Raw genomic sequence first — 22438 nt, 5'->3', positions numbered from 1 at the left:
TCCGCCCGCTCCCCCTTGGGGAGCGCCGCGGAAAGCGCCCGGATCGTCGTCCGGGCCGGCGGTCCGTGATTAGCGGTCGATCTCGCCGAAGACGATGTCTTGCGTGCCGATGATCGTTACCGCGTCAGCAATCATGTGTCCCTTGGCCATTTCGTCGAGCGCGGCCAGGTGGGGGAAACCAGGTGCACGGATCTTCAGGCGGTACGGCTTGTTGGCCCCGTCCGAGATCGCGTAGATGCCAAATTCGCCCTTCGGATGCTCCACCGCTGCATACGCTTCGCCTTCCGGCACGTGCATGCCTTCGGTGAACAGCTTGAAGTGGTGGATCAGTTCTTCCATGTTGGACTTCATGTCCACGCGCGAGGGCGGCGCCACCTTGTGGTTGTCGGTGATCACCGGGCCCGGGTTACGGCGCAGCCATTCCACGCACTGCTTGATGATGCGGTTGGACTGGCGCATCTCTTCCACGCGCACCAGGTAGCGCGCGTAGCAGTCGCCGCCCACGCCCACCGGCACGTCGAAGTCCAGCTTGTCGTACACCTCGTACGGCTGCTTCTTGCGCAGGTCCCACTCGATGCCGGAGCCACGCAGCATCGGGCCGGTAAAGCCCATCTGCAGCGCACGTTCCGGGCTGACCACGCCGATATCCACCAGGCGCTGCTTCCAGATCCGGTTGTCGGTCAGCAGCGTCTCGTATTCGTCGACGTACTTCGGGAACCGGTTGGTGAAGTCCTCGATGAAGTCCAGCAGCGAGCCCGAACGCGCCTCGTTCATGGCCTTGATCGCGCGCTCGTTGTGTACCTTGGAGGCACGATATTGCGGCATCGTGTCAGGCAGGTCGCGGTAGACGCCGCCCGGACGGTAGTAGGCCGCGTGCATGCGCGCGCCCGACACCGCCTCGTACATGTCGAACATGTCCTCGCGCTCGCGGAAGGCGTACAGGAACACCGCCATCGCGCCCACGTCCAGCGCGTGCGAGCCGATCCACATCAGGTGGTTCAGCAGGCGGGTGATCTCGTCGAACATCACGCGGATGTACTGCGCGCGCACCGGCACTTCCAGGCCCAGCAGGCGCTCGATCGCCATCACGTAGGCGTGCTCGTTGACCATCATCGACACATAGTCGAGTCGGTCCATGTACGGCACGCTCTGAATCCAGGTCTTCTGCTCGGCCAGCTTCTCGGTGGCACGGTGCAGCAGGCCGATATGGGGGTCGGCGCGCTGGATGACTTCGCCGTCCAGCTCCAGCACCAGGCGCAGCACGCCGTGCGCTGCCGGGTGTTGCGGGCCGAAGTTCAGGGTGTAGTTCTTGATATCTGCCATGGCGCGTTATCAGTGCAAGCCGCCGTAGTTGTCCTCGCGGATCACGCGCGGGGTGATTTCGCGCGGCTCGATCGTGACCGGCTGGTAGATGACCCGCTTCTGCTCCGGGTCGTAGCGCATCTCGACGAAGCCCGAAACCGGGAAATCCTTGCGGAACGGATGGCCGACGAAACCGTAGTCGGTCAGGATGCGGCGCAGGTCCGGATGGCCGTCGAACACGATGCCGTAGAAATCGAAGGCTTCACGCTCGAACCAGTTGACGCCGTTCCACACGTCGATCAGCGACGGCAGCACCGGGAAATCATCGTCCGGGGCGAACACGCGCACGCGCAGGCGCCAGTTGTGGGTGATCGACAGCAGCTGCGAAACCGCGGCAAAGCGCAGGCCGTCCCAGGCACCGTCGCCGTACTCGGAATAGTCCACGCCGCACAGGTCGATCAGCTGCTCGAAGCGCAGCGACGGATCGTCGCGCAGGATGCGGGCAACTTCGAGGTAGTCGTCGGCCTTGACGATCAGCGTCAGTTCGCCGGTCGCCTCGATCAGGTTCTGCACGCGCTTGCCGAGAGCTTTCTCGAGCGCGGCCTTCAGGATGTCAAGCTTCGCCATTTCAGCCCTTGCGCGCGATGGTGTTGGTGCGCTTGATCTTGTTCTGCAGCTGGATCACGCCGTAGATCAGCGCCTCGGCCGTCGGCGGGCAGCCCGGCACGTAGATATCCACCGGCACGATGCGGTCGCAGCCACGCACCACCGAGTACGAGTAGTGGTAGTAGCCGCCGCCATTGGCGCACGAGCCCATCGAGATCACCCAGCGCGGTTCTGCCATCTGGTCGTAGACCTTGCGCAGCGCGGGGGCCATCTTGTTGCACAGCGTGCCGGCCACGATCATCACGTCCGACTGGCGCGGCGACGGGCGGAAAATCACGCCGAAGCGGTCCATGTCGTAGCGCGCGGCGCCGGCATGCATCATTTCCACGGCACAGCAGGCCAGGCCGAAGGTCATCGGCCACAGCGACCCGGTGCGGGTCCAGTTGATCAGCTTGTCAGCGGTTGTCGTGACAAAGCCTTCGTTGAGAACGCCTTCGATTGCCATTTCACATCACTCCCAATCGAGCGCGCCCTTTTTCCAGATGTAGACGAAGCCCACGATGAATTCCAGCAGAAACACGCCCATGGCGATGAAACCCGGCCAGCCGATATCGCGCAGGGCGACACCCCACGGAAACAGGAAGGCGGTTTCGAGGTCGAACAGGATAAACAGGATGGCGATGAGGTAGTAGCGCACATCGAACTTCATGCGCGCGTCCTCGAACGCTTCGAAGCCGCACTCGTACGGCGACAGCTTCGCGGGATCGGGCTTGTTCGGACCGAGGATCCGACCGATCGACATCAGCGCCACGCCAAGCACGACACCGAAGATGATGAAGATGAGAACGGGGAAGTAGGCTTCGAGATTCAAGGTACGGCCAGCCTTATCTGGAATGTTGTCAACAGCACCAGCTGAAGCGGCGTCCTGTTGCCCACCCCAGGCGCTAAGCCATGAGCCTCATGGCGCGCCGCCTTGCGGACTGCCGGAGCCCCACGCTCGGGTGCATTGCCCGGCCAGGGACTCCGATCAAGTTGTTTGGTGCCGACGGCGAGACTCGAACTCGCACAGCTTTCGCCACTACCCCCTCAAGATAGCGTGTCTACCAATTTCACCACGTCGGCTGGGGGAGAAACAATATTGCCTGGCGCCGGGTTTTCAGGCCCTTCAGGTCCGTTGCAGAGGCTTACGTCTTTGCTCGGAACCCATCGCTGGGGAATCGTTTCAAGCCTTGCATTCTAACCTAGATTTCTTGCTTTGTTCAACGCACAACTGCAAAAAAACTCAGGAATCCGCCGCAAGGCTTACGGATTATTTCGGTACAGCGGGAGCTGCCGGCGCCGATGCATCAGCGGCCGCTGCCGGGGCTGCAGCGGGAGCCGAAGCACCTGCCACTGCGGGCGCCGAAGCCGGCGCCGCGCCCATCACGCCCAGCGATGCAGCCGGCTTGTAGTTGCCCAGCAGCGTTAGCGCCAGCGTGCAGACGAAGAACAGCGTGGCCAGCACGGCGGTGGTGCGCGACAGGAAGTTTGCCGAGCCGGTGGCACCGAACAGGCTGCCCGAGGCGCCCGAACCGAATGCCGCGCCGACATCGGCGCCCTTGCCATGCTGGATCAGCACCAGGCCAATCACGCCCAGCGCCGACAACACCTGCAGCACCACCAACAAAGTCTTGAAGATTGCCATTTGATTTAGATAAGCCTTACTGGCTGGTTACTTGCCTGATCGGTCGATCGGAACGGCCGGCATTCAGGCGTTGCCGATCGCGAGAAAATCTTCCGACTTCAGCGAGGCGCCGCCAATCAGGCCCCCGTCGATATCGGTCATGGAAAACAGTTCGGCCGCATTGTCCGGCTTGACGCTGCCGCCGTACAGGATGGCCATGCGCTCGGCCACACCCGCGTCGCGCGCGGCAACCTGGCCACGCAGGAACGCGTGCACCGCCTGCGCCTGCTCGCTGGTGGCGGTCTTGCCAGTGCCGATCGCCCAGACCGGCTCATAGGCCAGCACCACGCGGCTCAGCTGCTCCACCGTCAGCGCGTCCAGCACGGCCTGCAGCTGCCTGCCGACCACCGCTTCGGTTTCGCCCGCGTCGCGCTGGGCCAGGGTTTCACCCACGCAGACTACCGGGACGATGCCGAATTCCAGCGCGCGCAGCGCCTTCGCCGCCACGGTCTGGTCGGTTTCGCCATGATAGATGCGGCGCTCCGAGTGGCCGACCAGCACATAAGTGCAGCCAAACTCACCCACCATCGATGCCGCGACTTCACCGGTGAAGGCGCCGCGCGCCTCTGCCGACACATCTTGTGCACCCCAGGCCACTTGCGAGCCATTCAGCAACGCCTGGCATTGTGCAAGATAGGGAAACGGCGCGCAGACCGCCAGCGTCGCCTTGGCCGCGCCAGCCTTGATGCCCTCCAGCAGCGCCGCGTTTGCAGCCAGACTGCCATGCATCTTCCAATTGCCGATGACGAGCTTTTGTCTCACGAAGTGCCCCTCCCAAATCAAACCCGCTATTGTAGCTTGTGGCGGGGGCACGGCGCTACCGCCGCCCGATGGCGGCGGGCGGCAGCATTGGCCACATGCAACGGTCGATGTGCCTTACCAGGTCAGCACGATCTTGCCGATATGCTCGCTTGACTCCATCAGGCGATGCGCATCGGCCGCCTGCGCGGCCGGGAACACCTCGTGGATCACCGGCTTGATCTTGCCGGCGGCCAGCAGCGGCCACACCTGCTCGTGCAGTGCCGCGGCAATCTTGCCCTTGAACGATGCCGGGCGCGGACGCAGCGTGGAGCCGGTCACGGTGATGCGCCGGCGCAGGATATCGCCCAGCGGGATCTCGGCCTTGGCGCCGCCCAGCAGCGCAATGATGACGATGCGGCCATCGTCGGCGATGCACTTCAGCTCGCGCGCCAGGTACGGGCCGGCAACCATGTCGAGGATCACGTCGACACCGTTGCCGCCGGTCAGCGCCGACACCTCGGCGACGAAGTCCTGCGTCTTGTAGTTGATCGCGCGGTCGGCGCCCAGGTCTTCGCAGGCCTTGCATTTCTCATCGGTGCCGGCGGTGACGAACACCTTGTAGCCCAGCGCCTTGGCGATCTGGATCGCGGTCGTGCCGATGCCGCTGGAGCCGCCCTGGATCAGCAGGGTCTCATCCTTGCCGCGCGGGCCCTGGCCCAGGCAGCCGCGGTCGAACACATTGCTCCAGACGGTGAAGAAGGTCTCGGGCAGCGCCGCGGCCTCGATATCGCTCAGGCCTTGCGGCGCGGGCAGGACCTGCGCCAGCGGCGCCGTGCACAGCTGTGCGTAGCCGCCGCCCTGCACCAGCGCGCAGACGCGGTCGCCCACCTTCAGGCCGAAGCGGTTGTCGGCATGCGACAGGTCGCCGCCCACCACCACGCCCGCCACTTCCAGGCCGGGCAGGTCCGAAGCACCCGGCGGCACCGGGTAGTTGCCGGTGCGCTGGAATACGTCCGGACGGTTGACACCGGCGGCAGCCACGCGGATCAGGACCTCGCCCGCACCCGCAACCGGGTCGGGACGCTCGGTCAGCTGGAGGACTTCGGGGGCACCGTATTCGCGGATTTCGATGGCTTGCATGCTGCTCTGCTCCTTGTACTTGTCTTGGCGCGGGTCGACGATGCATCGCGCCAGGGTCGGTGTGAGCCTTGGCTCGATAGGGTTGCCGGCAGTGTAAACAAAAAAACGACTGGACATCGTCCAGCCGTTTTTTTGGCGGCGCCACCTTGCGGCGGCACCTGCGGGCAATCCTGCCCCGCTGGCTTTACTGCTGTTCCGAGCCTTCGGCCGGAGCCGCCGGCGCGGCGGCTTCGCCGGCGTTGATCGGGCTGATGCTGCCGCCCTCTTCGGCCAGCGCGGCCTTCAGCGACAGGCGCAGGCGGCCCTTCTCGTCAGCCTGGATCAGCTTGACGCGGACTTGCTGGCCTTCCTTCAGCCAGTCCTTGATGTCCTTGACACGCTCGTTGACGATTTCCGAGATGTGCAGCAGGCCATCCTTGCCCGGCAGGATGTTGACGATGGCGCCGAAGTCCAGCAGCTTCAGCACGGTGCCGGCGTAGATCTTGCCCACTTCGGCTTCCGCGGTGATGCCCTCGATGCGGCGCTTGGCTTCGGCCATGCCGTCGGTCGAGGTCGACGCGATCGTGATCGTGCCGTCTTCCTGGATGTCGATGGTGGTGCCGGTTTCCTTGGTCAGCGCCTGGATGGTCGAGCCGCCCTTGCCGATCACTTCGCGGATCTTGTCCGGATGGATCTTCATGGTGATCATGCGCGGAGCGTGCGCCGACAGTTCGGTGCGGGCGTGGCCCATCGCTTCCTGCATCTTGTGCAGGATGTGCAGGCGGCCTTCACGGGCCTGCGCCAGCGCGACCTGCATGATCTCCTTGGTGATGCCCTGGACCTTGATGTCCATCTGCAGCGCGGTGATGCCGTTGTCGGTACCCGCCACCTTGAAGTCCATGTCGCCCAGGTGATCTTCATCGCCCAGGATGTCGGTCAGCACGGCAAACTTGTTGCCTTCCAGGATCAGGCCCATGGCCACGCCGGCCACGTGCGCCTTGACCGGAACGCCGGCGTCCATCAGCGCCAGGCAGCCGCCGCAGACCGAAGCCATCGACGACGAGCCGTTGGATTCGGTGATTTCCGAAACCAGGCGGATGGTGTAGGCGAATTCATCGTCCTTCGGCAGCACCGGGATCAGCGCGCGCTTGGCCAGGCGGCCGTGGCCGATTTCACGGCGCTTCGGGCTGCCCACGCGGCCGGTTTCACCGGTGGCGAACGGGGGCATGTTGTAGTGGAGCATGAAGCGGTCGCGGTATTCGCCGGCCAGTGCGTCGATGATCTGCTCGTCGCTCTTGGTGCCGAGCGTGGCCACCACCAGCGCCTGCGTTTCACCACGGGTGAACAGCGCCGAGCCGTGCGCGCGCGGCAGCACCGACGAGCGGATCTCGATCGGGCGCACCGTGCGGGTGTCGCGCCCGTCGATACGCGGCTCGCCGGCCAGCACCTGGCCGCGCACGATCTTGGCTTCCAGGTCGAACATGATGTTGCCGACTTCCACCTTGTCGGCTTCCACGCCGGCGGCTGCCAGCGCGGCCGCCACATTGGCGTTTACTTCCTTCAGCTTCTGGCTGCGGGCCGACTTCTGGCGCAACTGGTAGGCTTCCTGCAGCAGCGGCAGTGCAACTTCGGTGACCTTGGCGATCAGCGGCTCGTTCTTGGCGGCCGGGGCCCAGTCCCACTCGGGCTTGCCGCCTTCGCGCACCAGCTCATGGATGGCGTTGATCGCGATCTGCATTTGCTCGTGGCCATAGACCACGGCGCCCAGCATGACGTCTTCCGACAGCTGGTTGGCTTCCGATTCCACCATCAGCACGGCGCGCTCGGTACCGGCGACCACCAGGTCCAGGTCCGAGGTGGCGAGCTGCGAGCGGGTCGGGTTGAGCAGGTACTGGCCATCCTTGTAGCCCACGCGCGCGGCGCCAACCGGGCCGTTGAACGGGATGCCCGACACGGCCAGCGCGGCCGACGCGCCGATCAGCGCGGGAATGTCAGCGGGCACTTCCGGGTTCAGCGACACCACGTGGATCACCACCTGGACGTCATTGTAGAAGCCTTCCGGGAACAGCGGGCGCAGCGGACGGTCGATCAGGCGCGAGGTCAGGGTCTCGTTTTCCGACGGACGGCCTTCACGCTTGAAGAAGCCGCCGGGGATCTTGCCGGCTGCGTAGGTCTTCTCGATGTAGTCGACGGTCAGCGGGAAGAAGTCCTGGCCCGGCTTCGGGCTCTTGGCGGCGACCACGGTCGCCAGCACCACGGTGTCTTCCACATCGACCAGCACGGCACCGCCGGCCTGGCGGGCGATTTCGCCGGTTTCCATGCGGACCGTGTGCTGGCCCCACTGGAATTCCTTGACGATCTTGTTGAACATGGACATGTGCATTCCTTGGCTTGCGTGCAGGCCGCGCAATCACGCAATAACACGCGCACGGCCTGCGACGCCTGCGTTCTCAGCCGCAGGCAAACTGCCGGGTCGCCGGTCGCAGTCGCAGGGAAGTGCTATGCCATTCCAGCGCGGCACCGGCGTTGCCGATGCCGTGCTGGAATGACACAAAGCCCTGTTTCTTTGGCCGGTCCGGGGTATTGAAAACAGAAAAAAGAACAACTTACTCCGTTGCGCAGCTTGCTGCAACGGGCGCCCGGTGAATCAGAATGTCCGCCGGGCGGCGTGAAGCGAAAATCACTCCATCATCTGCCTGCATCGCTGGACAAGGCGGATTCACCCCGCCAGAAATGCAAAATGCCTGCCCCAGCATTGCTGAAGCAGGCATCGAGGCCTCACGCGAAACCGTGCAAACCCTGGAATCGCGCTGCCATCGGGCGCAACCTTACTTGCGCAGGCCCAGCTTTTCGATCAGGGCGCGGTAACGGTCGGCGTCGTTGGACTTGAGGTAGTCCAGCAGGCGGCGACGGCGGCTCACCATGCGCAGCAGACCGCGGCGGCTGTGGTGATCCTTCATGTTGGCCTTGAAGTGCGGGGTCAGTTCGTTGATGCGGGTGGTCAGCAGGGCCACTTGCACTTCGGGGCTGCCAGTGTCGTTGGCGCCACGTGCGAACTGCTTGATGACTTCGGACTTGTTGATATCGGCAACTGCCATGATGATTTCCTTTCACTTGCGAACGCTACAGCGCGGGATGCGCCGCATGCGTCGTGCCATGTTTTGACTGGCTACCGCCGCCACCGGGCCAACGGCCAGGCAACGACAGCCGCGGATTATAGCCGAAAAGCCGCGGCAGGAATACCGGGCGGCCCGCGCAGGCGCGCTGGCGCTCAGGGGCGCTCCATCCGGCACGTGGTCGGCAGCGTGGTCTGCGCGGCCTTGAGCTTGCGCACGGTACGGAAGCCATAACCCGAGCCCTCGTTGTCGAAGCCCACTGCCCCGCCCTGGCGCTCCATCACGGACACGTACAGCGGCTGCAGCACCTGGTGGTCGTCGGCGCGCACGGTGGCCTCGTGGAACTGGTTGACGTAGCGCATGTTCTCGAGCGCGCGCGCCACCTTGACCGCATCGGTGGAACCGGCCTGCTCGATCGCGCGCGCCAGCATTTCCACCATCATCTGCATGCGCAGGTGCACGTAGTCGTCCTTCGGCTCCGGATAGCGCGCGCGGAACTGCTGGTAGAACGCGTCCGACGCCGCCCCGCCCACGTTCGGGTGCCACTCGGCCACCGCCAGCACGCGGCCCACGCCGGCATCGCCCATCGCCGCGGGCGCGCCCAGGCCATTGCCGTAGAAGGTGTAGAACTTGGCCTGCAGGCCGCCTTCGCGCGCGGCCTTGACCATCAGCGTCAGGTCGTTGCCCCAGTTGCCGGTGATGACCGCGTCCGCCCCGCTCGCCTTGATCTTGGCGATATAGGGCGCAAAGTCCTTGATCTTGCCGATCGGGTGGAACTCGTCGCCCACGATCTGGATGTCCGGCCGGCGCGCCGCCAGCATCTCGCGCGCCGAGCGCGACACCTGGTGGCCGAAGCTGTAGTCCTGGTCGATCAGGTAGACGCGGCGCACGGCCTGGTCCTGGCGGATCACCTCGGTCAGCGCCTGCATGCGCATATCGGCGCTGGCGTCGAAACGGAAGTGCCAGAAGCTGCAGTTCTCGTTGGTCAGGCTGGGATCGACCGCCGAGTAATTCAGGAACAGCGCGCGCGCGTCGGGCTGGCGCGCATTGTGGCGGTTGATGGCCGACACCAGCGCGCCGGCCACGGCCGAGCTGTTGCCCTGCAGGACAAAGGGAATGCGCTTGTCGGTCAGGGCCCGCAACTGGATCAGGCTCTCGTCGACATTGCCCTTGCTGTCAAAGGTGACCAGCTCCATGGGCCGCGCACCCTCTGCGGTCTTCACGCCGCCGCGCGCATTGATGCGCTCGATCGCCAGGCGCAGGTTGCGCGTCACGGCTTCGCCTGCGTTGGCAAACGGGCCGGACAACCCGTCGATCATGCCCAGCCGGATCGGCTCTTGAGCTGACGCGCCCGCCGCGGCCGCCAGCAACAACCCGCCCAGCCATCCACGCCACCGTCCCGCAACCTTCATGTTCTCTCCCGGAAAGCGCAGGATAGTACGGCAGCGACCGGTTGCGGGCAAATGCCACCGGGCCCGATCATTGGTGCCGTTTCCGCGAGGAAAGCGCCAGGTTGCGCGAAGATCCACCGAAAAGCAGCGCCCGGCGCACACAAGCGCGGAGGCCGCACTACACTTGCGGTATTCACCATCCACGCATTGACCGAGGTTCGCCATGAATTCTGTCATCGCCAACGGCGCGCGCCGGCTCATGCTGGCGCTGGGCGCCGCCATGCTGTCTGCCTGCACCACGCTGATGCCGGTACCGGAAGGCACCAAGCTGGTGGGCCAGCCGCAGGCCGCAGTACAGGCCGCGTTCGGGCCGCCCACCGATGTGTTCCAGCTGCGCGACGGTACCTCGCGCTGGATCTACACCAAGCAGCCGCTAGGCCAGTACGCCTATGGCGCCGACTTCGACCGCAACGGCAACCTGACCCGCTTCAGCAATGTGCTGTCCACGCTGGAACTGTACAAGGCGCAGGTCGGCACCTGGACCAGGCAGGATGTGGCCGAGCATTTCGGCATGACGCGCCTGCCGGTCGAGTACTACCCACTGATGCGGCGCGAGGTCTGGTCCTACCGCTTCCGCCATGAAGACGTGTGGCCGTCGCTGTACCACTTCTATTTCGACGACGCCGGCATCCTGCGCCAGACCCAGATCACGCCCGACCCGATGTACGACCCCGACGAGCGCCGCCGCTGAGCCATGAAAAAAGCCCGCCATCCCCGGGTCGGGAATGGCGGGCCTGGTCCGGACGCTCAGGCCGGGTAAGCCTTCCGCCGTCTACGCAGGGGCCTCGGTCAGATCTGCGGATTGATCTTTTGCACAGCCTTGTCGTGCAGCTTGTTCAGCGCGGCCAGGTAGGCTTTGGCCGAGGCGGCGACGATATCCGGGTCGGTGCCCACGCCGTTGACGATGCGGCCGGCCTTGGACAGGCGCACGGTGACTTCGCCCTGGGCCTCGGTGCCGCCGGTGATGGCATTCACCGAATAGAGCACCATCTCTGCGCCGCTGGACACGCGTGATTCAATCGCATGCAGGGTGGCGTCGACCGGGCCGTTGCCCTCGCCCTCGCCGCTCTGCTCCTGGCCGTCCATGCTGAACACCACGCGCGCATGCGGGCGCTCACCGGTCTCGGAGCGCTGCGACAGCGAGATAAAGCGGAAGTGCTCGTTGGCATCGTGCTGGGCCTCGTTCGAGACGATGGCGACGATGTCCTCGTCGAAGATCTCGGCCTTCTGGTCGGCCAATTCCTTGAAGCGGGTGAAGGCGGCGTTGACTTCGGTCTCGCTCTCGAGCTCGATGCCCAGTTCCTGCAGGCGCTGCTTGAAGGCGTTGCGGCCCGACAGCTTGCCCAGCACGATCTTGTTGGCGCTCCAGCCCACATCCTCCGCGCGCATGATCTCGTAGGTGTCGCGCGCCTTGAGCACGCCATCCTGGTGGATGCCCGAGGCATGCGCGAAGGCATTGGCGCCCACCACGGCCTTGTTCGGCTGCACCACGAAACCGGTGATCTGCGACACCAGCTTCGAGGCCGGCACGATCTGCGTGGTATCCACGCCGATATCGAGGTCGAAATAGTCGCGGCGGGTCTTCACCGCCATCACCACTTCTTCCAGGCTGGTGTTGCCGGCGCGCTCGCCCAGGCCGTTGATGGTGCATTCGATCTGGCGCGCGCCGGCCATCTTGACGGCGGCCAGCGAGTTGGCCACGGCCATGCCCAGGTCGTTGTGGCAGTGCACCGACCAGATCGCCTTGTCCGAGTTGGGAATGCGCTCGCGCACCGAGCGGATCAGCTCGGCGTAGCCTTCCGGCACGGCATAGCCCACGGTATCCGGCAGGTTGATGGTGGTCGCCCCCTCGGCGATCACGCCTTCCAGCACGCGGCACAGGAAGTCCATGTCCGAGCGGCTGCCGTCTTCCGGCGAGAACTCGATATCGTCGGTGAACTGGCGCGCAAAGCGCACCGCCAGGCGGGCCTGCTGGTACACCTCGTCCGGCGTCATGCGCAGCTTCTTCTCCATGTGCAGCGCGGAGGTGGCGATGAAGGTGTGGATGCGGAACGAGTTGGCCGGCTTGAGCGCCTCGGCGGCGCGGGCAATGTCCTTGTCGTTGGCTCGGGCCAGCGAGCAGATGGTCGAGTCCTTGACCACCTGCGCGATCGAGCGGATGGCCTCGAAGTCGCCGTTGGAGCTCGCCGCGAAACCGGCCTCGATCACATCGACCTTCAGGCGTTCCAGCTGGCGTGCGATGCGGATCTTTTCCTCGCGGGTCATCGAGGCGCCGGGCGACTGCTCGCCGTCACGCAAGGTGGTGTCGAAAATGATGAGTTTGTCAGACATTTTGTGGAGCTCCTGATTGCTTGTCGTGTGCTGTCCCCGGCATGCTGCGTCCGGGGCCTACCGCCTGTTCCGCGCTCCACGGCTGTGGAATGCAAAACGCCCCGGCGTGCATGGAGCAGGCCGGGGCGTTGGAAAAATTCCTTGCGGATGTCGCGCTAAGGGGTAAGTCCGTCCTTAGCGCGCGCGCGTCCCGACCTGATGGCCTAGTAGGCCACCTAGGGTGGTGCGGGCGATTAGGACTTGGCGCGAAATCATGCCAGCGACTATAGCCGAGTTGGCGCGCCCGTGCAATACAGGGTTTAGCCCATATTGCCCGGACGCGCCAGCGGCACGGATCAGCCCTTGGGCGGAATGCGCAGCTTCTGGCCCGGGTAGATCTTGTCCGGGTGGCTCAGCATCGGCTTGTTGGCCTCGAAGATCTTGTTGTACTCGGCACCGTTGCCGTAAGCAGCCTGGGAGATCGCCCACAGCGTGTCGCCCTTGACCACGGTATGCCAGCTCGATTCCGCGGATTCGACGTTGACCGACATCTTGTCCTCGACCTTGTCCACGCCCTCGACGTTGCCGGCGCACAGGATGATCTTCTCGCGCGTGGCCTGGTCCGGTGCCACGCCGAACACCGTGACCAGCCCCTGCGAGCCGTCCACCTGCACCATCAGCCCGGTGGCATCCAGGCCCATCTTCCGGATGTAGCCCTCGATCGCATCGCCCGCGGCGCGATTGGCGGCATCGACCTTCTCCGCCGACGCATCCGCCGCGGCGGCCTCTTGCGCGGCCTTGGCCTCGCCCGTGCCGAACAGCTTTTCTCCCGCTTCCTTGATGAAGTCGAACATGCCCATGACATCCTCCTGACGGTGAGTGGAAAACACTGCAGAGTGCCACGCCTCGATGGCCGCGGCATGAAAACAATTGTGAACCCGGAAATGCATGAAGGGCGCCTGAGCGCCCTTCTGCCTGAAGCGTCTATGAAGCCTTGGCGCCGTTCTCGCGCTGCTTCTTCTCGATGGCCGGCTTGCCGTGCATCGCCCGCCAGGCCCATAGCACATAGCCCGAGATCGCATAGGCCACGAACAGGCCGAACAGCGCCACCGGCGGATCGGTGGACACCACCACGAACAGCACCAGGACCAGCACCATCATGCCGAACGGCACGCGGTAGCGAACGTCAAGCGCCTTGCCGCTGTAGAACGGCGCGTTGGACACCATCGACAGGCCGGCGTACAGCGTGATGCCGAACGCCACCCACGGCATCCACAGCTCCTTGACCGGCAGCTTGTTGTCGATCACCAGCCAGACGAAGCCCGCGACCAGCGCGGCGGCGGCCGGGCTGGGCAGGCCTTGGAAGAAGCGCTTGTCTACCACGCCGATGTTGGCGTTGAAGCGCGCCAGGCGCAGCGCCGCGCAGGTGCAGTAGACAAAGGCTGCGATCCACCCCCACTTGCCCAGGTCATGCAGGATCCACTCATACATCACCAGCGCCGGCGCAACCCCGAAAGAGGTCATGTCCGACAGCGAGTCATACTGCTCGCCAAACGCACTCTGCGTATTGGTGATGCGCGCCACGCGCCCGTCCATGCCGTCCAGCACCATCGCCGCGAAGATGGCAATGGCCGCCGCATCGAAGCGCATGTTCATGGCCTGGACGATGGCGAAGAAACCCGCGAACAGCGCCGCGGTGGTGAACGCGTTGGGCAGCAGGTAGATGCCGCGCCGGCGCGGACGCTGGTAGACGATGTCGTGGTCGTCGGCGGTTTCGTCGTCGAAGTCATCGTCGGCGCCGCGCAGCTGGTTATGGCGGAACGGCCGCAGGTGGGTCACGTTGCCGCTGCTGCTGCGCTTGTTACGTCGATGGAAGGCAACCATCACAGTCCTCCGGTCAGGCTGTCGCTCACTTCACGTCGAGTTCGGCGAGGATGGTCGACGAGGCCGATACCTTCTCGCCGATGGTCACGCGCGGGCGTGCATCGAGCGGCAGGTAGACGTCCACGCGCGAGCCGAAGCGGATAAAGCCGTAGCGCTGGCCGCGCGCGAGGTTGTCGCCCACCTTGGTGTAGCACAGGATGCGGCGGGCCACCAGGCCGGCCACCTGCACCAGCGTCACCAGCTGGCCGTCCGCAGCGCGCCGGATCAGCACGGCATTGCGCTCGTTCTCGACCGAGGCCTTGTCCATGTCGGCGTTGACGAACTTGCCGGGGAAATATTCGACCTTCTCGACCGCGCCGTCGACCGAGACCCGGTTCGAGTGCACGTTGAAGACGTTCATGAAGACGCTGATCTTCAGCGCCTCGCGGCCGGCGTACGGGTCCTGGGTCTTTTCGACCACGACGATGCGGCCGTCCGCTGGGGCCAGCACGGCGTTGGGTTGCGACGGGATCGGGCGCGGCGGATCGCGGAAGAACTGAAGCACGAATACCGTGATGATCCACAACGGCAACGCCCACCAGAAGCCCGCGCTGGCGTGCACCAGCAGCGAGATGACAAAGGCGCCGGCCAGGAACGGCCAGCCTTCACGGGCGATCAGCGGATGAGGGTAGTTCATGCAGTACAGGTGTCGGTGGATACAAGACCATGGCAAGGCGGCGCGGCGGCGGCGATAGCCACCATCGGGCGGCGCCCCCGTGGTCGCGGAGCAGGATAATGCACGCCTTGCCCAAAGTCTGACAAGCATAACAAAAAGCCGTTCAGGTCCCGCGACTCCCCTCTGATAATAGAAGGGCGTGGCACGGAACGCTGAACGGCTTCGGCCCGCCGCCGTGCGGCGCGGGCCATCAGACAGCGATGCAGCTTAGTTCTTCGACTGGTCGACCATCTTGTTCTTGGCGATCCACGGCATCATCGCGCGCAGCTTGGCACCCACTTCCTCGATCTGGTGCTCGGCCGTCAGGCGGCGGCGCGAGATCAGCGTCGGGGCGCCGGCCTTGTTCTCCAGCAGGAAGCTCTTGGCGTACTCGCCGGTCTGGATGTCGGTCAGGCACTGCTTCATCGCCTTCTTGGTCTCTTCGGTCACCACGCGCGGGCCAGTGACGTACTCACCATATTCCGCGTTGTTGGAGATCGAGTAGTTCATGTTGGCGATGCCGCCTTCGTAGATCAGGTCGACGATCAGCTTCAGTTCGTGCAGGCACTCGAAGTAGGCCATTTCCGGCGCGTAGCCGGCTTCCACCAGGGTTTCGAAGCCAGCCTTGATCAGCTCGACGGTACCGCCGCACAGCACGGCCTGCTCGCCGAACAGGTCGGTTTCGGTTTCTTCGCGGAAGTTGGTCTCGATGATGCCGGCACGGCCGCCACCGTTGGCGGTGGCGTACGACAGCGCGATGTCACGGGCGGCGCCGGACTTGTTCTGGTGCACGGCGATCAGGTGCGGCACGCCGCCACCTTGCGTGTACGTGGCGCGCACGGTGTGGCCCGGGGCCTTCGGCGCGATCATGATCACGTCCAGGTCGGCGCGCGGGATCACGGCACCGTAGTGCACGTTGAAGCCGTGGGCGAAGGCCAGCGCCGCGCCTTCCTTGATGTTGTCGTGCACTTCGTTCTTGTACACGTCGGCGATCTGCTCGTCCGGCAGCAGGATCATGACCACGTCGGCACCCTTGACGGCCTCGGCCACTTCCTTCACTTGCAGGCCGGCGTTGGCAGCCTTGTTCCACGACGCGCCGCTCTTGCGCAGGCCGACCGTCACATTGACGCCCGAATCCTTCAGGTTCAGCGCGTGGGCATGGCCCTGCGAGCCATAGCCGATGATGGTGACGTTCTTGCCCTTGATCAGGGAGAGGTCGGCGTCCTTGTCGTAAAACACTTTCATGATGATTCCTTCAATCTCTGTCTTTTGTATGAGGGGGGCGGCATCCTCGGACGCATCGTGTGCGTCCGGATCGCGCCGCCCCGGGGATGCTGCGTGAAGCCGTATGGGTGAGCCGGGGCCCGGTCAGACCTTCAGGATGCGCTCGCCGCGGCCGATGCCCGAGCCGCCGGTACGGACGGTCTCGAGGATGGCGGTGCGGTCGATGGCGTCCAGGAACGCATCGAGCTTGACGCCGTTGCCGGTCAGCTCGATGGTGTAGGTCTTCTCGGTGACATCGATGATGCGGCCGCGGAAGATGTCGGCGGTGCGCTTCATTTCCTCGCGCTCCTTGCCCACCGCGCGCACCTTGACGAGCATCAGCTCGCGTTCGATGTGCGCGCCTTCGGTCAGGTCGACCACCTTGACCACTTCCACCAGGCGGTTCAGGTGCTTGGTGATCTGCTCGATCACGTCATCCGAGCCGGAGGTGACAATGGTCATGCGCGACAGCGAGGCATCCTCGGTGGGTGCCACGGTCAGCGTCTCGATGTTATAGCCGCGGGCCGAGAACAGGCCCACCACGCGCGACAGCGCGCCCGGTTCGTTTTCCAGCAGGACCGAAATGATGTGACGCATTACAGGTCCTCCGCGCCGAGCAGCATTTCGGAAATGCCCTTGCCCGCCTGGACCATCGGCCAGACGTTTTCGGTGGGATCGGTCTGGAAGTCCAGGAACACGGTACGGTCCTTCAGGCGGAACGCCTCGCGCAGCGCCGGCTCGACGTCCGACGTCTTCTCGACGCGCATGCCGACGTGCCCGTAGGCCTCGGCCAGCTTGACGAAATCGGGCAGCGCGTCCATGTAGGAGTGCGAGTAGCGATTGTCGTACTCGATTTCCTGCCACTGGCGCACCATGCCCAGGTAGCCATTGTTGAGCGAGCAGATCTTCACCGGGGTGTCGTACTGCAGGCAGGTCGACAGTTCCTGGATGCACATCTGGATCGAGCCTTCACCGGTGATGGTGACGACTTCCTTCTCCGGGAACGCCTTCTTGATGCCCATCGCGTACGGCAGGCCCACGCCCATCGTGCCCAGGCCGCCGGAATTGATCCAGCGGCGCGGCTCGTCGAACTTGTAGAACTGCGCGGCCCACATCTGGTGCTGGCCGACGTCGGAGCAGATGAAGGCATCGCCCTTGGTCAGTTCCCAGATCTTTTCCACCACGTACTGCGGCTTGATGATCTCGGAGCTGCGGTCGTACTTCAGGCAGTCCACCGAACGCCATTGCTCGATCTGCTCCCACCATTTGGCGAGCGCTTCGCGCTTGGGCTTGATGTCGCTGGCCTTGAGCTGGGCGATCAGTTCCTGCAGCACGTCCTTGACGTTGCCGACGATGGGGATGTCGACCTTGACGCGCTTGGAGATCGACGACGGATCGATGTCGATATGGATGATCTTGCGCGCCTGCGAGGTGAAGTGCGCCGGGTTGCCGATCACGCGGTCGTCGAAGCGGGCACCGATGGCGATCAGCACGTCGCAGTTCTGCATGGCCATGTTGGCTTCATACGTGCCGTGCATGCCGAGCATGCCGACGAACTGCTTGCTGGTGCCGGGGAACGCGCCCAGGCCCATCAGCGTGTTGGTCACCGGGTGGCCGGTCAGCGCCGCCAGCTGGCGCAGCTCGTCGCTGGCATTGGCCAGCACCACGCCGCCGCCGGTGTAGATATACGGACGCTCGGCACCTTGCAGCAGGGCCACGGCCTTGCGGATCTGGCCCGAGTGGCCCTTGTTCACCGGGTTGTACGAGCGCATGTCGATCGACTTGGGGTACTCGTACTTGCAGGCATTGCGCGAGACATCCTTGGGGATGTCCACCACCACCGGGCCCGGACGGCCGGTCGCGGCAATGAAGAACGCCTTCTTGATGGTCGCGGCGAGGTCGCGCACGTCCTTCACCAGGAAGTTGTGCTTGACGATCGGGCGGGTAATGCCGACGGTGTCGCACTCCTGGAAGGCGTCCTGGCCAATGGCGTGGGTCGGCACGTTGCCGGTGATCACCACCATCGGGATCGAGTCGAGGTACGCGGTGGCAATGCCGGTGACGGCATTGGTCACGCCGGGACCGGAGGTCACCAGTGCCACGCCCACCTTGCCGGTTGCCCGTGCATAGCCGTCTGCGGCATGGACCGCGGCCTGCTCGTGGCGCACCAGGATGTGCTCGAACTTGGTTTGCTTGTGGAGCTCGTCGTAGATATACAGCACTGCGCCGCCGGGGTAGCCCCAGACGTACTCGACGCCTTCTTCGGCAAGTGCGTGAACGAGAATTTCCGCCCCGATCATTTCGGGTGCGGCAGATGAATTGCTGTCTGCGTGGGAGAATTCCGCGCTGGGCATGTTCATTTCAGTCCTTTGCAATTTTCGGCAAAAAATTGTTTGGATGCTCTCTGCCGGGCTTGTGGCTCGGGTTCAAGCGGTGCGCGTCTGCATGGAAGACCGCCTCATAAGCGGCCGGATGAGACAACCACTGATGTCGTGTGAACCGACGATGATACTGCAATGCACCAGCGCGGTCTACGGTTGTTTTTGCCCTGCGCATGAGGGATTTTCCCGAGTGCGGCGGATCTTTTGCGCGCCGCAATGTATTTGCAGCAATACAAAGTGGTACAGGGGGTCGTTTTTTTGCTAGCATCGCAGCACCTCGAATGTGCCACGGGCCGTACGCAGCACATTCACCAGAACCGGGCATTTGTCCCGCAGCAACGAGCCGCAACCGCCTGAATGGCCACCGACCAGGAACTGTCCGATTTTCTTGCCAGCGTCGAGCGCCGCGCCTTCAAGCAGGCCGTATTTGCGGTCCGCGACGACGACGCCGCGCTGGACATTGTCCAGGACGCCATGATCAAGCTGGCCGAGAAGTACGGAGACAAAGACGCCGCCGAGCTGGCGCCGCTGTTCCAGCGCATCCTGCAGAACACCATCCACGACTGGTTCCGCCGCCAGAAGGTGCGCAACACCTGGGTCTCGCTGTTTTCCAGCCTGCGCGACGACCGCGAAGGCGACGACAATGACCTGCTTGAGACGCTGGAGGCACAGGCTGGCTCTGCATCGGCCGAAAGCAGCGCCGACAAGGTCGAGCGCGCCCAGGTCATGCACATCATCGAGCAGGAAATCCAGCGCCTGCCGACGCGTCAACGCGAGGCATTCCTGATGCGTTACTGGGAAGATATGGACGTCGCCGAAACCGCCGCCGTAATGGGGTGCTCCGAAGGCAGCGTCAAGACGCACTGTTCCCGTGCCACGCATACACTTGCGCAGGCCCTGCGCGCACGGGGGGTCCGACTATGAGCAGAAACGAAAAAGAAATCCGCGAACGCCGGTTTGCCCAAGAGATTCGGGCGGCACTCGATGCCGGCACCGACGACCTGCCGGCCGACATCACCGAACGGCTCGCCGCTGCGCGCCGGATGGCGGTCGCCCGCAAGAAGGCCGCGGCACCCGTGCTGGTCCCGCAACTGGCCATGCCCGGCGCGCACGTCCCGCTGTTTGATGAAGACAGCTCCCCGCTGCACCGCGCCGGCGCCTGGCTGCGCCGCCTTGGCCTGATCTGGACGCTGGTGGCGCTGGCCGCCGGCCTGATCGGCATCTATCACTGGCAGGAGCAGAAGCGCATCGAGGAACTGGCCGATATCGACGCCGCCATGCTGCTCGACGATCTGCCGCCCACGGCCTACGCCGACGAGGGCTTCCACGTATTCCTGAAGCGCGGGCAATAGCATGGCGCGCGCAATATTCCACCCCGACGCCTTGCGCCGCCGGCTGGCCGCGCTGCTGGCCGGTGCCGGCGCAGCCGCCTGCTGGGGCCTGCTGCCGCCCGCGGCGCATGCCCAGGGGGCTTCGGCGGTGACAGCGCCTGCGGCCGCGCAGGCAACCAATGCCCGGCCGGCCTGGGCCGATCTGAGCCCGGTCAACCAGCGCATCCTGGCCCCGCTGCAGCCGCTGTGGGACAGCCTGCCGGAACTGAACCGCCACAAATGGCTGCGCATCGCCGAGCGCTACCCCAAGTTCTCCCCGGCCGAGCAGGCCCGGCTGCAGGCTCGCATGGCGGAATGGGTCAAGATGACCCCGCAGCAACGCCGGCTGGCGCGCGAGAACTACCAGATCACCCGCTCGCTGCCGGCCGAGAAAAAGGCCGAGGCCTGGGACAAGTACCAGCAGCTGCCTGAAGAGCAGAAAAAGAAGCTGGCCGCCACCGACCATGTGCCGCGCCGCCCCGGCGCTGTCAGCGCGCTGCCCAGCGGCAAGCGCCTGCCCAGCGACACCAGCCGCCAGTTCCACCGCGAGCCGAAAGCGGCCAGCGCCGCAGCGGGTCGCAGTGGCCACGCTGCCGGCATGCCCGCCAGCGAAGCCCAGGCGCAACCGGCCTCCGCGCCCGCGGCCGTGACCGCCGCCGCGGCGCCGGCTGCTTCGGCACCGGCAGCGCTCGCCGCACCGGCATCCGCAGCCGAGGCCGCCACCGAAGCGGCCGCGGCTTCCGACGCCACCGTGCGCCAGTAATCCCCACGTCATTTGGCATAATGGCCGTCTCACGCCGGCCAGCGCAGCAAGGCCGGCCCCGACTGACCCGCGCCGGCACCGCCATGCCCCCGTGCGCCAGCCCAGCCTTCTTCGCCTTCCATGCCCGCTGCCACCCTCGATCCCAACCCCGCCGCAGCCGCCCGCCCCGCCGCCCCGCCCTTGCGCCGACGCATCGCCTGCATGCTCTATGAGGGCGTGCTGCTGTTCGGCGTGCTGAGCGCCTCGACCGCTGCCTACCTGCTGGTGCAACCGCTGCTGCAGAAGCTTGGCGTGGACGGGCCGCTCGTGATCCAGGTGTGGAGCTTCCTGGTGATGGGCCTGTATTTCACCTGGTTCTGGCAACGCAACGGCCAGACCCTGGCCATGCAGACCTGGCGCATGCGCGTCGAGAACGCCGCCGGCGTGCCGCCGCGCTGGCCGCAAGCGGCGCTGCGCTACGTGCTGGCATGGCTGTGGCTGCCGCCATCGGCGGCAGTCGGCCATATGCTGGGGCTGGTCAAGGGGCCGTTCGTAGCGGTGCTGTGCGCCGGCCTGCTGGTCTGGGTCCTGCTGGCGTGGCTGGATCCGCGCCGCCAGTTCCTGCATGATCGCCTGGCCGGCACGCGGCTGACCGACCTGCGCCCGCCCAAGCCATGAGCCTGTCGGCTGCCGGCATCCGCCGCCTTGCGGTGACCTTGCAGGCGGCCGCCGCGCTGGGCATCGCCGCCGGGCTGGTGCAACTGGCCGGCTGGCCATGGCCCGGCGCGGTCGCCGCCGGCGTCGCGGCCATCCTCGGCAGCTTCGCCAGCGGCATTGCCTTCGCCTTCGCCCTGAGCGGGCGCGGCCTGTGGGTCGGGCGCGGCAATCACCCGCCCGCACCACCGCTTGAACTCGCCGCCACGCGCCGGCCGCTGCGCCTGCCTGAGGCGTTGCGCTGCTTTGCGGCCGAGTGCGTGGCCGTGCTGCGCATGTTCGACTGGCTGCAGCCGTTCCGCGCGCACGCTCCTTATGCCGCACCGCTTGACGCCCTGCCTGGCCGCGACGCCCCGCCGGTGCTGCTGGTGCACGGCTACGCCTGCGGGCAGGCCATCTGGCTCGACATGCAGCCGGCACTGGCCGCCGCCGGCTACCGCTGCGAGGGGATCGAGCTCAAGCCGGTGTTCGGCGACATCGACGACTACGCCCGCACGCTGCTGGCCGCCATGCGGCGCATCACAGCCGAGGCCGGACGCCCGCCGCTGCTGGTCTGCCACAGCATGGGCGGGCTGGCCGCGCGCGCCGCGCTGCAGCTGGCGGGCGACGAAGACGTCTGCGCCGGCGTGGTGACGCTGGGCAGCCCCCACCACGGCAGCGCGCTGGCGCGCTTTGGCGGCGGCCCCAATGCGCGCCAGATGCGTTGCGGCAGCCCCTGGCTGCGCGCGCTCGCCGCCGCGGAAACCCCGCGCCGCCGCGCGCGCATGATCTCGATCTTCAGCTGGCATGACTCGATCGCCGGGCCGCCTTGCACCGGCTGGCTCGACGGCGCCGGGCATATTGCGCTGGCCGGCATCGGTCATGTCACGCTGCTGCGCCATCCCGCCGCGGTGCGTGCGGTGCTGGACGCACTGGCCGAGCTGTCCGCCCGCGGGCACTGACACCTGCGCCAGCCAGGACTGTTCCACTTCCGCCACGATTCATATGTCAGTCATGTTTCCGTCACGGCACCGTCATCGCGG

At 65.5% G+C, this 22438-nt stretch carries 23 protein-coding genes and 1 tRNA gene; 6 read left to right on the top strand and 18 right to left on the bottom strand.

What is annotated here, in order from left to right; translation table 11 throughout:
* Positions 1 to 69: 69 nt before the first annotated feature.
* The 11 genes from AC3WLE_RS13415 to AC3WLE_RS13365 all read right to left on the bottom strand — a co-directional run bounded on the left by AC3WLE_RS13415 (position 70) and on the right by AC3WLE_RS13365 (position 10019).
* Positions 70 to 1323, bottom strand: a complete 1254-nt coding sequence (locus AC3WLE_RS13415; protein ID WP_492320917.1) for an NADH-quinone oxidoreductase subunit D — start codon at positions 1321 to 1323, stop codon at positions 70 to 72.
* Positions 1324 to 1332: 9 nt separating this feature from the next.
* Positions 1333 to 1929 carry an NADH-quinone oxidoreductase subunit C gene (locus tag AC3WLE_RS13410; RefSeq protein ID WP_010809130.1) on the bottom strand — a complete coding sequence of 199 codons (597 nt, stop codon included), beginning with the start codon at positions 1927 to 1929 and terminating at the stop codon, positions 1333 to 1335.
* Between the two features lies 1 nt (position 1930).
* Positions 1931 to 2413, bottom strand: coding sequence for a NuoB/complex I 20 kDa subunit family protein (locus AC3WLE_RS13405; RefSeq protein ID WP_008643342.1), 483 nt, complete (start codon positions 2411 to 2413; stop codon positions 1931 to 1933).
* Between the two features lie 6 nt (positions 2414 to 2419).
* Positions 2420 to 2779 carry an NADH-quinone oxidoreductase subunit A gene (locus tag AC3WLE_RS13400; RefSeq protein WP_010809131.1) on the bottom strand — a complete coding sequence of 120 codons (360 nt, stop codon included), beginning with the start codon at positions 2777 to 2779 and terminating at the stop codon, positions 2420 to 2422.
* Positions 2780 to 2945: 166 nt separating this feature from the next.
* A tRNA-Leu gene (locus AC3WLE_RS13395) sits at positions 2946 to 3030 on the bottom strand.
* 187 nt (positions 3031 to 3217) lie between these two features.
* Positions 3218 to 3592 carry a preprotein translocase subunit SecG gene (gene secG, locus AC3WLE_RS13390; RefSeq protein WP_010809132.1) on the bottom strand — a complete coding sequence of 125 codons (375 nt, stop codon included), beginning with the start codon at positions 3590 to 3592 and terminating at the stop codon, positions 3218 to 3220.
* Between the two features lie 63 nt (positions 3593 to 3655).
* Complete coding sequence (tpiA, locus tag AC3WLE_RS13385) at positions 3656 to 4393, bottom strand: triose-phosphate isomerase (protein ID WP_492320918.1); 738 nt, start codon at positions 4391 to 4393, stop codon at positions 3656 to 3658.
* A gap of 114 nt (positions 4394 to 4507) precedes the next feature.
* Positions 4508 to 5512: an NAD(P)H-quinone oxidoreductase gene (locus tag AC3WLE_RS13380; protein ID WP_492352033.1), complete on the bottom strand. Its 1005-nt coding sequence runs from the start codon at positions 5510 to 5512 to the stop codon at positions 4508 to 4510.
* A gap of 184 nt (positions 5513 to 5696) precedes the next feature.
* The gene (gene pnp / locus AC3WLE_RS13375; RefSeq protein ID WP_492320920.1) at positions 5697 to 7868 is read right to left on the bottom strand and encodes a polyribonucleotide nucleotidyltransferase; all 2172 of its coding nucleotides are present in this window, start codon (positions 7866 to 7868) and stop codon (positions 5697 to 5699) included.
* Positions 7869 to 8319: 451 nt separating this feature from the next.
* The gene (rpsO, locus tag AC3WLE_RS13370) at positions 8320 to 8589 is read right to left on the bottom strand and encodes a 30S ribosomal protein S15 (protein WP_010809136.1); all 270 of its coding nucleotides are present in this window, start codon (positions 8587 to 8589) and stop codon (positions 8320 to 8322) included.
* Positions 8590 to 8762: 173 nt separating this feature from the next.
* Positions 8763 to 10019, bottom strand: coding sequence for a branched-chain amino acid ABC transporter substrate-binding protein (locus tag AC3WLE_RS13365; RefSeq protein ID WP_492357027.1), 1257 nt, complete (start codon positions 10017 to 10019; stop codon positions 8763 to 8765).
* 202 nt (positions 10020 to 10221) lie between these two features.
* On the opposite strand from AC3WLE_RS13365, the gene AC3WLE_RS13360 reads away from it, so the two are divergent.
* Positions 10222 to 10749, top strand: coding sequence for a hypothetical protein (locus AC3WLE_RS13360; RefSeq protein WP_492357028.1), 528 nt, complete (start codon positions 10222 to 10224; stop codon positions 10747 to 10749).
* A 98-nt stretch (positions 10750 to 10847) separates the two neighbouring features.
* Here the strand turns inward: AC3WLE_RS13360 and AC3WLE_RS13355 are convergent, their stop codons facing one another.
* From AC3WLE_RS13355 to AC3WLE_RS13325, 7 genes are all read right to left on the bottom strand, one after another.
* The gene (locus AC3WLE_RS13355) at positions 10848 to 12389 is read right to left on the bottom strand and encodes a 2-isopropylmalate synthase (RefSeq protein ID WP_010809139.1); all 1542 of its coding nucleotides are present in this window, start codon (positions 12387 to 12389) and stop codon (positions 10848 to 10850) included.
* A gap of 335 nt (positions 12390 to 12724) precedes the next feature.
* A complete protein-coding gene (lysM, locus tag AC3WLE_RS13350; RefSeq protein WP_010809140.1) occupies positions 12725 to 13228 on the bottom strand; it encodes a peptidoglycan-binding protein LysM in 504 nt (167 codons plus the stop codon).
* A 124-nt stretch (positions 13229 to 13352) separates the two neighbouring features.
* Positions 13353 to 14252 (bottom strand): CDP-diacylglycerol--serine O-phosphatidyltransferase, encoded by a 900-nt coding sequence (gene pssA / locus AC3WLE_RS13345; protein ID WP_492320924.1) that lies wholly within the window; start codon positions 14250 to 14252, stop codon positions 13353 to 13355.
* 25 nt (positions 14253 to 14277) lie between these two features.
* Positions 14278 to 14928: a phosphatidylserine decarboxylase gene (locus AC3WLE_RS13340; protein ID WP_492320925.1), complete on the bottom strand. Its 651-nt coding sequence runs from the start codon at positions 14926 to 14928 to the stop codon at positions 14278 to 14280.
* Positions 14929 to 15174: 246 nt separating this feature from the next.
* The gene (gene ilvC, locus AC3WLE_RS13335) at positions 15175 to 16191 is read right to left on the bottom strand and encodes a ketol-acid reductoisomerase (protein ID WP_010809143.1); all 1017 of its coding nucleotides are present in this window, start codon (positions 16189 to 16191) and stop codon (positions 15175 to 15177) included.
* Positions 16192 to 16314: 123 nt separating this feature from the next.
* Positions 16315 to 16806: an acetolactate synthase small subunit gene (gene ilvN, locus AC3WLE_RS13330; RefSeq protein WP_010809144.1), complete on the bottom strand. Its 492-nt coding sequence runs from the start codon at positions 16804 to 16806 to the stop codon at positions 16315 to 16317.
* Positions 16806 to 18569, bottom strand: coding sequence for an acetolactate synthase 3 catalytic subunit (locus tag AC3WLE_RS13325; RefSeq protein WP_492357029.1), 1764 nt, complete (start codon positions 18567 to 18569; stop codon positions 16806 to 16808). The genes ilvN and AC3WLE_RS13325 overlap by 1 nt, the downstream gene beginning before the upstream one ends.
* 378 nt (positions 18570 to 18947) lie before the next feature.
* Here AC3WLE_RS13325 and AC3WLE_RS13320 point away from each other — a divergent pair, with 378 nt between their 5' ends.
* The 5 genes from AC3WLE_RS13320 to AC3WLE_RS13300 all read left to right on the top strand — a co-directional run bounded on the left by AC3WLE_RS13320 (position 18948) and on the right by AC3WLE_RS13300 (position 22357).
* Positions 18948 to 19514, top strand: coding sequence for an RNA polymerase sigma factor (locus AC3WLE_RS13320; RefSeq protein WP_492320927.1), 567 nt, complete (start codon positions 18948 to 18950; stop codon positions 19512 to 19514).
* The gene (locus AC3WLE_RS13315) at positions 19511 to 19942 is read left to right on the top strand and encodes a DUF3619 family protein (protein ID WP_492320928.1); all 432 of its coding nucleotides are present in this window, start codon (positions 19511 to 19513) and stop codon (positions 19940 to 19942) included. The genes AC3WLE_RS13320 and AC3WLE_RS13315 overlap by 4 nt, the downstream gene beginning before the upstream one ends.
* Before the next feature lies 1 nt (position 19943).
* Positions 19944 to 20723 carry a DUF3106 domain-containing protein gene (locus tag AC3WLE_RS13310; protein WP_492320929.1) on the top strand — a complete coding sequence of 260 codons (780 nt, stop codon included), beginning with the start codon at positions 19944 to 19946 and terminating at the stop codon, positions 20721 to 20723.
* Positions 20724 to 20843: 120 nt separating this feature from the next.
* The gene (locus tag AC3WLE_RS13305) at positions 20844 to 21380 is read left to right on the top strand and encodes an RDD family protein (protein WP_492320930.1); all 537 of its coding nucleotides are present in this window, start codon (positions 20844 to 20846) and stop codon (positions 21378 to 21380) included.
* Complete coding sequence (locus tag AC3WLE_RS13300) at positions 21377 to 22357, top strand: esterase/lipase family protein (protein WP_492320931.1); 981 nt, start codon at positions 21377 to 21379, stop codon at positions 22355 to 22357. Before AC3WLE_RS13305 ends, AC3WLE_RS13300 begins: the two co-directional genes overlap by 4 nt.
* The last annotated feature ends 81 nt before the right edge of the window (positions 22358 to 22438 follow it).

Source organism: Cupriavidus sp. FW306-1B-F12B, from assembly GCF_058781795.1.
Note: the sequence above shows the minus strand (reverse complement) of the source record. Positions and strands in the feature narration are given on the sequence as shown.